The 12,221-nt window shown below is 69.7% G+C and carries 11 protein-coding genes; 8 read left to right on the top strand and 3 right to left on the bottom strand.

What is annotated here, in order from left to right:
- The first annotated feature begins 1 nt into the window (after position 1).
- A complete protein-coding gene (locus ACLBXX_RS06970; RefSeq protein ID WP_387141216.1) occupies positions 2-1,003 on the top strand; it encodes a LacI family DNA-binding transcriptional regulator in 1,002 nt (333 codons plus the stop codon).
- A 12-nt stretch (positions 1,004-1,015) separates the two neighbouring features.
- Here the strand turns inward: ACLBXX_RS06970 and ACLBXX_RS06975 are convergent, their stop codons facing one another.
- Positions 1,016-1,891, bottom strand: coding sequence for an HAD family hydrolase (locus ACLBXX_RS06975; protein WP_447657437.1), 876 nt, complete (start codon positions 1,889-1,891; stop codon positions 1,016-1,018).
- 1 nt (position 1,892) lies between these two features.
- Positions 1,893-2,531 (bottom strand): LysE family translocator, encoded by a 639-nt coding sequence (locus ACLBXX_RS06980; RefSeq protein ID WP_447657438.1) that lies wholly within the window; start codon positions 2,529-2,531, stop codon positions 1,893-1,895.
- Between the two features lie 65 nt (positions 2,532-2,596).
- On the opposite strand from ACLBXX_RS06980, the gene rlmN reads away from it, so the two are divergent.
- The 7 genes from rlmN to ACLBXX_RS07015 all read left to right on the top strand — a co-directional run bounded on the left by rlmN (position 2,597) and on the right by ACLBXX_RS07015 (position 11,775).
- Positions 2,597-3,838 carry a 23S rRNA (adenine(2503)-C(2))-methyltransferase RlmN gene (gene rlmN / locus ACLBXX_RS06985; RefSeq protein WP_447657439.1) on the top strand — a complete coding sequence of 414 codons (1,242 nt, stop codon included), beginning with the start codon at positions 2,597-2,599 and terminating at the stop codon, positions 3,836-3,838.
- Positions 3,839-3,999: 161 nt separating this feature from the next.
- Positions 4,000-5,616: a DUF4407 domain-containing protein gene (locus ACLBXX_RS06990; RefSeq protein ID WP_447657440.1), complete on the top strand. Its 1,617-nt coding sequence runs from the start codon at positions 4,000-4,002 to the stop codon at positions 5,614-5,616.
- 242 nt (positions 5,617-5,858) lie between these two features.
- Positions 5,859-7,592, top strand: coding sequence for an ABC transporter ATP-binding protein (locus ACLBXX_RS06995; protein WP_387141201.1), 1,734 nt, complete (start codon positions 5,859-5,861; stop codon positions 7,590-7,592).
- Complete coding sequence (locus ACLBXX_RS07000; protein WP_447657441.1) at positions 7,589-9,712, top strand: ABC transporter ATP-binding protein; 2,124 nt, start codon at positions 7,589-7,591, stop codon at positions 9,710-9,712. The genes ACLBXX_RS06995 and ACLBXX_RS07000 overlap by 4 nt, the downstream gene beginning before the upstream one ends.
- Before the next feature lie 54 nt (positions 9,713-9,766).
- Complete coding sequence (locus ACLBXX_RS07005) at positions 9,767-10,780, top strand: aldo/keto reductase family protein (protein WP_447657442.1); 1,014 nt, start codon at positions 9,767-9,769, stop codon at positions 10,778-10,780.
- Between the two features lie 3 nt (positions 10,781-10,783).
- The gene (locus ACLBXX_RS07010) at positions 10,784-11,263 is read left to right on the top strand and encodes an NUDIX domain-containing protein (RefSeq protein ID WP_447657443.1); all 480 of its coding nucleotides are present in this window, start codon (positions 10,784-10,786) and stop codon (positions 11,261-11,263) included.
- A 149-nt stretch (positions 11,264-11,412) separates the two neighbouring features.
- Positions 11,413-11,775 (top strand): VOC family protein, encoded by a 363-nt coding sequence (locus ACLBXX_RS07015; protein ID WP_447657444.1) that lies wholly within the window; start codon positions 11,413-11,415, stop codon positions 11,773-11,775.
- 43 nt (positions 11,776-11,818) lie between these two features.
- Here ACLBXX_RS07015 and ACLBXX_RS07020 read toward each other — a convergent pair whose 3' ends face one another.
- On the bottom strand, positions 11,819-12,205 hold the full coding sequence (locus ACLBXX_RS07020; RefSeq protein ID WP_447657445.1) for a hypothetical protein: 387 nt from the start codon (positions 12,203-12,205) through the stop codon (positions 11,819-11,821).
- Between the last annotated feature and the right edge of the window lie 16 nt (positions 12,206-12,221).

A 12,221-nucleotide genomic window follows, 5' to 3' on the forward strand; every position in this document is an offset into this window, starting at 1 on the left:
AGTGCAGGAACGCCGCACCTCGCTGCGTGACGTGGCGCAGGCCGTCGGCGTATCGGTGCAGACGGTGTCCCGCGTCGCGAACGGTGAGCCGAACGTGGCGCCCGTGAAGCGCGAGCTCGTGCTCGCGAAGATGCGTGAGCTGGGCTACCGCCCCAATGCGGCGGCCCGCGCCATCCGGCGCGGGTCGTTCCGCACGGTCGGTGTCGTCTATCACAGCCTGCACTCCGTGGGCACGCACCGCTCGCTCGAGGAGATCTCCGAGCGGGCCGCCGAGCGCGGCTACGCGACGACGCTCATGCCGTTGGCCGCCTCCTCCGGGCAGGCGGCCAACGGGGCCTTCACACGACTGGGCGAGATGGCGGTCGACGTGCTGATCGTCATCCTCCCGGCCCCGTTCGGGGTCGATGAGGCGCTGCACCTGCCCGAGGGGGTGCCGGCGGTGATCCTCGGCCCGCCCCTCGTCGACGGCGTCGCCACCGTCGACTTCGATCAGCTCGTCGGCGCGCGCCAAGCGGTGGGGTACCTGCTCGACCTCGGCCACCAGACGGTGCACCACATCACCGGCCCGCCCGGCTCGTTCTCCGCGGCGTCGCGTCTCGACGCGTGGCGCGACGTGGTCACCGAACGCGGACGCGCGCTCCCCGCTGCTCGACCCGGGGACTGGAGTCCCGGGTCGGGTTACCGCGCGATGCGGCAGCTGCTCGCCGAGGAGCGCCCCACCGCGGTCTTCGCGGCCAACGACCAGATGGCGCTGGGCGCCTACCGCGCGATCATCGAGGCCGGCCTGCGGATTCCGCAGGACGTGTCGGTCCTCGGATTCGACGACATCGACGAGGCCGAGATGTTCGCGCCTCCTCTCACGACCGTGCGTCAGGACTGGGGGCTGCTCGGCCGCGAGTCGCTGCGCGTCGCACTCGAGATGGAGCGCGGCGCGCCTCCGGAGCAGGTCCAGCTGGCGACGAAGCTGGTTCTGCGCGCATCGACGGCCGCGCCCGCGGGCTGAGCGGTCAGGGCCTCAGATCAGGCCGAGGCGGCGGAACGCGTTCGCGATGCCGTCGTCGAGCACGTCGGTCGTGACGAAGTCGGCGAGCTCCTTGAGTTCGGGCTGGGCGTTGCCCATCGCCACCGAGACGCCGCACACCTGGAACATCTCGATGTCGTTCCAGCTGTCGCCCACCGCGATCGCGTCGGCGGCGTCCATGCCCAAATGTGCCAGGAGCAGCTCGATCGCCGAGCCCTTCGTCGTCTCGCGCTCGCTGATCTCGCCGTTCGAGCCGCCCGGCAGCGGCATGCTCCCCGGCACGATCAGGAACTCGTCGCCGAGGTCCTCCCGCAGCTCCTCGAGGCCTTCGGGGTGGTCGCTCACGAAGACGGCCTTGTCGATGCGGGTGAGGTCCGCCTCGTCGACGCTGGGGAACGTGCGCTGCGCGAGGCCGACGAGCGAGTCCTCGGGCCGCACCCGCTGGCCCGCCGCCTCACGCGCCTCGAGCGCCGCCGCGTAGTCGCGCATCAGCTCGGCCATGTCGTCGCTCGCGTAGACCGCATCGCGGGTCTGCAGGAAGTAGCGGATGCCTCGGCTCTGCAGCGCCGTGAGCATGCGGTCCGTCGCGGCGGGCGACAGCGGGCGGTCGACGACCACCTCTCCGCCCGACACGACCAGCGCGCCGGAGTTGGTGACTGCGCCGTCGAAGCCGATCTCGGCGACATCGGGATGGATGTCGGAGGCCGAGCGGCCCGTGCTCAGGTACACCAGGTGTCCGGCCTCGCGCACCGCGCGGATGGCCGGGCCGGTCGAGGGCGACACGTGCGAGCCGTGCTCGAGGAGGGTGCCGTCGACGTCGAGGAAGATGATCCGGCGGCGGTCGGCAGGGGGCGGGGTCGCAGCATCCATGTCAGTGCTTGTTCCCGGTGAAGAGGAGGATCCCGCCGAGGCCGATCATGAGGCCGCCGCCCGTCGCCGACAGGGTGGAGATGCGCTTCGGGGAGCGCCCGAACCACTCGCGCGCGCCGGCCGCGATCAGCGCCCAGATGCCGTCGGAGATGAGGGCGATGACGAAGAAGACGAGTCCGAGCTCGATCATCTGCAGCGGCACCATGCCCGCGTTCAGGTCGACGAACTGGGGGAGCACCGCGACGAAGAACGCGATCGTCTTGGGGTTCGTGATTCCGACGACGAAGCCTTCGCCGAGCTGGCGCCACGCCGAGCGGGGGAGTGCGCCGCCGTTCGCCTCGGCGGCAGCCCGTCGGCGATGGCGGATCGCCTGCACGCCGAGGTACATGAGGTACACCGCGCCGGCGACCTTGACGATCGTGAAGAGCACGACCGACTGCGCGACGATGCCGCCGACGCCGATGGCGACGAGGCCGATGATCGGCAGCAGACCGAGCGCGTTGCCGAGCACGCTGAGCAGCCCGCCGATGCGGCCGAGGGCGAGCGCGCGCCCGATCGTGAAGAGCACGCTCGGACCCGGGATCACGATCAGGACGAGGGCGGCGAGCGTGAAGGCGAGAAGGTTCTCGACGGGGACCACAGGGTGAGCCTAGTCCGGGCGGGTGGATCGGCCTCTGTCCAGACGTCTCCGCGTACCCTGGACGCATGACCGATTCGCCTGTCCGCACCACGAAACCACGCCAGGTGCGTCCGGCGACCGAAGGCTGGACGCAGAAGAAGGATGCCGAGGGCCGGCCCCTCCTGCAGTTCGCGAGCCCGAAGCGCGGCAAGCCGCCGGTGCACATGGCCGACTTCACCCCCGAGCAGCGCGTCGAGAAGGTCAAGGAGCTCGGGCTTCCGGGCTTCCGCGCGAAGCAGCTCGAGAAGCACTACTTCCAGCACTGGACGCACAACCCCGCCGACATGACGGACCTTCCGGCCGACGGCCGCGACGAGTTCGTGCACGGCATGCTGCCGCCGCTTCTCACCGAGGTGCGCCGCCTCGAGACCGACCGCGGCGACACCATCAAGTTCCTGTGGAAGCTGCATGACGGCGCGCTCGTCGAGTCGGTGCTCATGCGCTACCCGGGGCGCATCACGCTGTGCGTCTCGTCGCAGGCCGGCTGCGGCATGAACTGCCCGTTCTGCGCGACCGGACAGGCCGGCCTCACCCGCAACATGTCGGCGGCCGAGATCGTCGAGCAGGTCGTTCGCGCCAACCGGCTCATCGCCGACGGGGGCCTCGGCGGCAAGAAGAAGGACGACCACTCGGCCGAGCGCGTCTCGAACATCGTCTTCATGGGCATGGGCGAGCCGCTCGCCAACTACGCGCGCGTCATGCAGGCGGTGCGCGTGATGACCGACAAGCAGCACGGCCTCGGCATGAGCGCCCGCGGCATCACGGTCTCGACCGTCGGCCTCGTGCCCGCGATCACGAAGCTCGCGAACGAAGACATCCCCGTCACGTTCGCCCTCTCGCTGCACGCGCCCGACGACAAGCTGCGCGACGAGCTCATCCCGGTGAACTCCCGCTGGAAGGTCGACGAGGCGCTCGACGCCGCGCGCGCCTACTTCGACAAGACCGGCCGCCGCGTCTCGATCGAGTACGCGCTCATCAAGGACATGAACGACCACGGCTGGCGCGCCGATCTCCTGGCCAAGAAGCTCAACGACCGGGGTCACGGCTGGGTGCACGTGAACCCCATCCCGCTGAACCCCACGCCCGGCTCGATCTGGACCGCGTCCGAGGTCTCGGTGCAGAACGAGTTCGTGCGGCGCCTCAACGAGGCCGGCATCCCGACGACCCTCCGCGACACCCGCGGCAAGGAGATCGACGGCGCGTGCGGCCAGCTCGTCGCCACCGAGGAGGACGAGGCGGTCGCGGCGGCCACCCCGCTCGAGGACTGACCCGTCCGGGAAACGCTGCGTTTCGACCTCCGGATCGCGCGAAGTCCGGACTTCGCAGGCGGCGAGGACTGAGATGAGGGATGCTGCGACCCTGCGGCATCCTCGATCTCACGCGCCTCTAATACACCTGCCGCACAGGAAGCGCCCTCTAGCCTGTGCGGATGTCTTCTTACTCCGCACACCGGCCGGGCCGGTTCGGCTCCGACGGCCGGATCGAGTTCGAGGCGGGCGACGAGCAGACCGAGGATCTGTACCTCGACGACGTGCGCGCCGAGCAGGCAGCCGGTGAGCCCGGGGCCGACCAGCGCGCCGACGACGACGGCCCCGAGGACCCGTTCCCGGTGACCAAGGACCTCCTCGAGGACGCCCTCGCGATGAACCCGACGCAGCCGGTGGCCGTCGCCGAGCCCGTCGTGGCGGAGCAGACCACGACGATCGGCGAGTGGGGCGCGATCGAAGAGCCGCGTGCGGATGAGCCCGTCACCGACGAGCCCGTGCGCGACGAAGAGCCCGTGGCCGAGGCATCCGTTCCTCCCGTACGCGCGAAGCGTGCGAAGCGTCCGCGTCGAGAGCGGACCTCGGGGTGGCGCAAGCTCGCGATCCTCGGCGGCGCCGACGGATCGGTCCTCGACGAGGTGCCGACCGAGACGCCCCGCTTCGTGCAGATGTTCTTCGTGATCGCGGGCACCGCCCTGATCTCGGCGATCTCGATGTACTTCGCGCTCACCACCGGTGTGCGGATCGTCGCATGGGGCGCCCTGCCGCTCGCGATCGTGTGGGCGCTCATCATCTTCAACCTGGACCGCTTCCTCACCTCCACGATGCGCTCCTCGCAGAGCATCGGGCGGCTGATCGCGCTCGCGATCCCTCGCGTCATCATGGCCGCCGTCATCGGCATCGTGGTGGCCGAGCCGCTCGTGCTGCAGATCTTCCACAACGACATCGCGCGCGAGGTGAACGCGACCAACATCACCCAGGCGCAGTCGGATCAGGATGCCGTCACCGCCGGCCCCGAGAAGCAGGCGCTGGATGCTGCGAGCGACCGTGTCGCGGCGCTCGAGAGCCAGGCGGCCAGCGGTGTCGTGGCGGGCGCAGACACCACGTCGGCGTCGGCGGCGTCGGCGCAGCAGACCGTGGACGACCTGACCGCGAAGCTCGCGGCGCAGCAGCAGGTGATCGACCAGGCGCGCGCGATCTACCAGTGCGAGCTCACCGGACAGGGTGCCGGTGAGGTGCAGGGATGCAGCGGCGTCGCCGGCGAAGGCGCGAGCTCGGATGCCGCCGAGGCGCAGCTCGCGGCCGCCCAGTCGGCGTACGACGACCTGAACTCGCAGCTGACGGCGGCCCAGGCGGATCTCGCCGCCGCGCAGGCCGCGGGCACGGCGGACGCCGGCGCATCGGAGGCGACCAACAAGCAGCAGGCCAAGGACGAGCTGCCCGGCGCGCGCGAGCAGTACCAGGCCGCGCTCGCCGCGTACGACGCCCGTGCGGCGGAGATCGCCGGGGGCAACTCCGGTGCGGTGGGCCTCCTGAGCCAGATCAGCGGGCTCGAGCGGCTGTCGGACCGTGAGCCGATCCTCGCGTGGGCCCACTGGCTCATCGCCGGGCTGTTCTTCATGATCGAGCTGCTGCCGGTGCTCGTGAAGGTGCTCACGAGCTGGGGTGAGCCCTCGCTCTACGAGAAGGCCGACGCGCTGCGTCGCCAGGTGGCGCTCGACCGTGTCACAGCGCGCAGCTGGCGCGAGCGGGCCGACATCGCGCAGGGCGCTGAGGCCTAGCCGCAGCATCCGCTGTCCCTCCCGGCGTCGTGGGCGCACGGGGTGGGAGCGGTCTCGTGCGTCGCGATATATCGTGTTAGAGTGACCGGCGGGTCGCCAGTGGGAGGCGGCCACGCCCCCCGTTCCGCCCTCAGTGACCGGGACTGCCGCGATGTCGGCGGCCCGTGCGAAGGTGGGTCGGCACCCTCAGATCCGCAGAGGCGGAGCCTTGCCATGGCTTCGCCGCGTCCGGGAGAACTCTCGTGCTGGCAAAACTCCTCGTCCGATATCTCAAACCGTATGGCTGGCTGCTGCTCGGCGTGCTGCTGTTCCAGTCGGCCTCCGCCGTCGCCTCGCTGTACCTGCCGAGCCTCAACGCCGACATCATCGACAACGGCGTCTCCAAGGGCGACACCGACTACATCTGGCGCACCGGCATCGTCATGCTGACGGTGTCGCTCGGTCAGATCGTCGCGTCGATCATCGCGACCTTCTTCGCGGCGCGCGCCGCGATGAGCCTCGGTCGCGACATCCGCGACGACATCTTCGAGCGCGTCTCGGGCTTCTCCGAGCGCGAGGTCACCGGCTTCGGCGCCGGCTCGCTCATCACCCGCAACACGAACGACGTGCAGCAGGTGCAGATGCTCGCGATGATGGGCGCGACGTTCCTCGTCACGGCGCCGCTGCTCGCGATCGGCGGCATCGTGCTCGCGATCGAGCAGGCCGCCAGCCTCGCCTGGATCATCGCGATCGCCGTGCCGGTGCTGCTCGTCGTGGCGGGCATCGTCATCGCCCGCATGGTGCCGCTGTTCCGCAGCTACCAGGGCAAGCTCGACGGCGTGAACCGCGTGATGCGCGAGCAGCTCACCGGCATCCGCGTCATCCGCGCCTTCGTCCGCGAGCCCATCGAAGAGGAGCGCTTCCGCGAGGCCAACACCGAGATCATGGTCGTCGGCCGCAAGGTCGGGTCGCTCTTCGTGGTGCTCTTCCCCGCGGTCATGCTGATCCTCAACGTCACCGTCATCGGCGTGATCTGGTTCGGCGGCATGCAGGTCGACAGCGGCGAGATCCAGATCGGCACGCTCTTCGCCTTCATGCAGTACGCCATGATCATCCTCTCCGGCGTCATGATGGCGAGCTTCATGACCCTGATGATCCCGCGCGCCGCGGTGTCGGCCGAGCGCGTCGGCGAGGTGCTCGACACGCACTCGTCGCTCGAGCGTCCGTCCGACGCAGTCGGCGAGTTCCCGGCGCCCGGCGCCGTCGAGTTCCGCGACGTCGCCTTCACCTACCCCGGCGCCGAGCACCCGATCCTCTCGGGCATCAGCTTCCGCGCCGACGCGGGCGAGACCGTCGCCATCGTCGGCTCGACCGGCGCGGGCAAGACCACCCTGATCTCGCTCATCCCCCGGCTCTTCGACGTCACCGACGGTGTCGTCGAGGTCGGCGGGGTCGATGTGCGGCGGGCAGACCTCGACGCCCTGTGGGGCACGATCGGGCTCGTTCCGCAGCGCCCGTTCCTGTTCTCGGGCACCATCGCGTCGAACCTGCGGTTCGGCCGCGAGGAAGCGACCGACGCCGAGCTCTGGCGTGCGCTCGAGATCGCCCAGGCGAGCGACTTCGTGAGCCAGATGGATGCCGGGCTCGACTCCCCGATCTCCCAGGGAGGCACGAACGTCTCGGGCGGGCAGCGGCAGCGGCTCGCGATCGCGCGGGCGATCGTCCACCAGCCGCGCGTCCTCGTGTTCGACGACTCGTTCTCGGCGCTCGACCTCACCACCGATGCGCGGCTGAGGCAGGCGCTGTGGCGCGAGCTTCCCGATGTCACCAAGATCGTCGTCGCGCAGCGCGTCTCGACGATCACCGACGCCGATCGCATCGTCGTGCTCGACGACGGCGGCATCGTGGGCATCGGCACGCACGAGCAGCTGCTCGAGACCAGTCAGACGTACCGCGAGATCGTGGAATCCCAGCTCGGAGCGGAGGTCGCGCGATGAGCGACGAGAACAACACCGAGAAGACCCGTCGACGCGTGCGCCAGGCCGTGGCCGAGCTGAGCGCCGAGGAGAAGGCCGAGATCGAACTCGGCGAGCAGGCGCGCATCGCGGCCGACGACTGGAGCGGCGCGGTCGCCCCGGGCAAGGCCGCGCACTTCTGGCCCGCCTTCCGCCGGCTGATCGGGCTGCTGCGCCCGAACGCCTGGGCGTTCGTGTTCGTGTCGATCCTCGGCTCGATCGGCGTCGTGCTCGCGGTGCTCTCGCCGAAGGTGCTCGGCGAGGCGACCAACATCCTCTTCGAGGGCGTCGTCTCGTCGATGGCGCCCGCCGGGATGACCAAGGAGCAGGTCGTCGCGGGGCTGGAGGCCTCGGGGCAGCAGGACCTCGCCAACATCGTCTCGGCCATGGAGCACTTCGTCCCGGGCGCGGGCGTCGATTTCATGGCGCTCAGCCGCGTGCTGCTCATCGTGCTGGGACTGTACTTCGCGTCGTCGCTGCTGATGTGGCTGCAGGGCTACGTCATCAACGTGATCATGGTGCGCGTCATGTGGCGTCTGCGCGAAGAGGTCGAGGCGAAGATCAACCGCCTGCCGCTGCGCTACTTCGACCGCGTGCAGCGCGGCGAGCTGATCTCGCGCGTCACGAACGACATCGACAACATCACGCAGATGATGCAGCAGTCGCTGTCGCAGGCCCTCACGAGCGTGCTGACCGTGATCGGCGTGCTCATCATGATGCTGACGATCTCGTGGCAGCTGACCCTCGTGGTGCTGGTGAGCTTCCCGCTCATGGGCATCCTTTTCGGCGTCATCGGGCCGCGCTCGCAGAAGGCGTTCGGCATCCAGTGGCGCAAGGTCGGCCGGCTCAACGCGCGTGTCGAGGAGTCGTTCTCGGGGCATGCGCTCGTCAAGGTGTTCGGCCGCGAGCAGGCGTCGCGCGAGGCATTCCGCGAGGAGAACGAGGAGCTGTACCAGGCCTCGTTCAAGGCGCAGTTCCTGTCGAACATCATGATGCCGGCGATGATGTTCATCGGGAACCTCACCTATGTGGGCATCGCGGTCTTCGGCGCGCTCATGGTCGCGGCCGGCCAGCTGCGCCTCGGCGACGTGCAGGCGTTCATCCAGTACTCGCAGCAGTTCACGCAGCCGCTGGCGGAGCTCGGCGGCATGGCGGCGGTCGTGCAGTCGGGCACGGCCTCGGCCGAGCGCGTGTTCGAACTGCTCGACGAGCCCGAGCAGGAGCCCGACGCCGAGGACGCCCCGGCGCTCGTCGAGGGCGACGGCACGATCGAGTTCCAGGACGTCGCGTTCTCCTACTCGCCTGACCGGCCGCTCATCCACGACCTGTCGTTCCGAGTCGAGCCGGGGCAGACGGTCGCGATCGTGGGTCCGACCGGCGCAGGCAAGACGACACTCGTGAACCTGCTGATGCGCTTCTACGAGCTCGACGGCGGTCGCATCCTCCTCAACGGGCAGAACATCGCCGACCTCACGCGCCGCGACATCCGCGCCGAGACCGGCATGGTGCTGCAGGACCCGTGGCTGTTCGCCGGCACGATCCGCGAGAACATCCGCTACGGCCGGGCCGACGCCACCGACGACGAGATCCTCGCCGCCGCGCGGGCGACCTACGTCGACCGGTTCGTGCACTCGCTGCCCGACGGGTACGACACGCTCCTCGACGAGGACGCGTCGAACATCTCGGCGGGCGAGAAGCAGCTGATCACGATCGCGCGCGCGTTCGTGGCGCAGCCCTCGGTGCTCATCCTCGACGAGGCGACGAGCTCCGTCGACACCCGCACCGAGCTGCTGCTGCAGCACGCGATGGCGGCGCTCCGCGAAGGACGCACGTCGTTCGTGATCGCGCACCGCCTGTCGACGATCCGCGACGCCGACCTCATCCTCGTGATGGAGAACGGCGGGATCGTCGAGAAGGGCACGCACGACGACCTCATCGCGGCGAAGGGTGCGTACTTCCGCCTCTACAACTCGCAGTTCGAGCAGGCCGCGGCCGATCTCGACGAGGAGGCCCGCGCCCTGTCCATCGACGCGGAGTCCGGCGAGCGCACCGAGTCCGCCGAGGACGACGCCACCGAGGACGAGACCGCACCGGTCGTCTGATCCGAGCGACGCTGCCCGTCCCGATGCACCCATCGGGGCGGGTAGCGTTTTCTCATGGTCAATTACCGGTACCTCGGAAACAGCGGTCTCAAGGTCAGCGAGATCACCTACGGCAACTGGGTCACCCACGGCTCGCAGGTCGACGACTCGGCCGCCATCGCGACGGTCCACGCGGCGCTCGACGCCGGCATCACCACGTTCGACACCGCGGACGTCTACGCCAACACGGCTGCCGAGGAGGTCCTCGGCAAGGCGCTCTCGGGTCAGCGCCGCGAGTCCCTCGAGATCTTCACGAAGGTCTACTTCCCGACCGGCCCGCAGGGGCCGAACGACACCGGCCTCAGCCGCAAGCACATCTTCGAGTCCATCAACGGGTCGCTCACGCGCCTCGGCACGGATTACGTCGACCTCTACCAGGCGCACCGCTTCGACTACGAGACGCCGCTCGAGGAGACCTTCCAGGCCTTCGCCGACGTCGTGCGTCAGGGCAAGGCGCTCTACATCGGCGTCTCGGAGTGGACGGCCGAGCAGCTGCGTGAGGGCCACGCCCTCGCCAAGAGCTACGGAGTGCAGCTCATCTCGAACCAGCCGCAGTACTCGGCGCTGTGGCGCGTCATCGAGGGCAAGGTCGTGCCGGCGTCGGAGGAGCTCGGCATCTCGCAGATCGTGTGGTCGCCGATGGCGCAGGGTGTGCTCTCGGGCAAGTACCTGCCGGGTCAGCCGGTGCCCGAGGGCTCGCGCGCGACCGACGACAAGAGCGGCGCCCGTTTCATCCAGAGCTTCCTCCGCGACGACGTGCTCGAGGCGGTCCAGCGCCTGAAGCCCGTCGCCGAGCAGGCGGGCCTGTCGATGCCGCAGCTCGCGATCGCGTGGGTGCTGCAGAACAAGAACGTCGCGTCCGCGCTGGTGGGGGCATCCCGTCCGGAGCAGCTCGCCGAGACCGTCAAGGCCTCGGGCGTCGTGCTCGACGCCGACACGCTCGCGGCGATCGACACCGCCCTTGGCGACGTCGTGTTCAGCGACCCCGAAGACACCTACACGGTCTCGCCCAAGACCCGTATCGTCTGAGCCGTGATCACCAGCGCCGGCATCCTGCTCTACCGGATCGCGCCCGAACCCGAGGTGCTCATCGCACACATGGGCGGGCCGTTCTGGGCCAGCAAGGATGCCGGCGCGTGGTCCGTCCCCAAGGGCGAGTTCACCGAGGGGGAGGAGAGCGCGCTGGATGCTGCGCGCCGCGAGTTCCGCGAAGAGCTCGGCATCGACCCGCCTGAGCCGCCGTACGCCGAGCTCGGCACGTTCGCGTATTCGTCGAGCAAGCGCGTGACCGTGTTCATCGCCGACGGCACCGGGTTCTCGCTCGACGGCCTCGAGTTCGGCGAGTTCGAGCTCGAGTGGCCGCCGCGCTCCGGCAAGACGGCGCGCTTCCCCGAGGTCGACCGCGCGGAGTGGACGCCTCTCGGCACCGCGCGCGACCGCCTGGTGAAAGGTCAACGTCCCGCGATCGACGCTCTCGAGCGCCATCTCGCCGAGGCCGCGTCCGCCGGCTGACCCGCCTTTCCCGCGAGAGTGCAGCTGGTCGCCGAGAGGGTGGGTGCTTCCCCACCTCTCGTCCACCAGCTGTACTCTCGCGGTCTCTTGCGGGGCGGGCGAGCGCGGCGGAGACTGGCCGGGTCCGAACCCGAACGAGAGGAACCCCCATGGCTCACGGCGACATCACGCACATCGACATCCCGGTCAGCGACTTCGGCAAGGCGACCGCGTTCTACTCCGACCTGTTCGGGTGGCAGATCGCCGAGGTCCCCGGGTTCGAGGGGTATCCGATGTGGCAGGCGCCCAACAAGATCTCGGGCGGCGGCCTCGCCCCGCGCGAGGACGGCTTCACCCAGCCCCGCTCCTACGTCGAGGTCGACTCGATCGACGACGCCGTCGCGAAGGCGAAGGCCGCCGGCGGAGAGCTGCTGCGCGAGAAGGGCGAGATCACGCCGACCAGCTGGTGGGCCGTCATCAGCGACCCCGACGGCAACGCGGTCGGTCTCTTCGAAGGCACGATGGAGGGCTGACACCGGTCCGTCCCGCCGCGCTCTCGTGAGATCTCGTGGCGGGTCAGCTGACGCGGAGCCGCGGTGCGCGGAGGGATGCTGCGCCCCGCACGCCTGCGCCGCGAGCGTCGTCACCCCGCACGATCACGGCGGGGTGTGGCGACCCGACCTCGACGACGTCGCCGACGCGCGCGTCGCGCAGCGCGGGCTCGGTGCGCAGCCGCGCGGTGAGGGAACGGACGAGCGGCACCGGCGAGGTCGGCGCGAGGACGGATGCCTCTGCCCCCGACCGCGGCGCGAGCGCCTCGTCGATCTCAGCGAGCAGTCCGACGAGCGTCGCGTCGTGGCAACGCGCGTCGTCTTCCCCGATCCACTCCAGAAGCTCTCCGATGGTCCAATCGGAGAGAACTGGACTGCTGTCGTGGGCAACGGTGGCGAGTGTGCGGAACATTGGACCAGAATGCGAT

It is taken from the genome of Microbacterium sp. C23T (assembly GCF_053345975.1).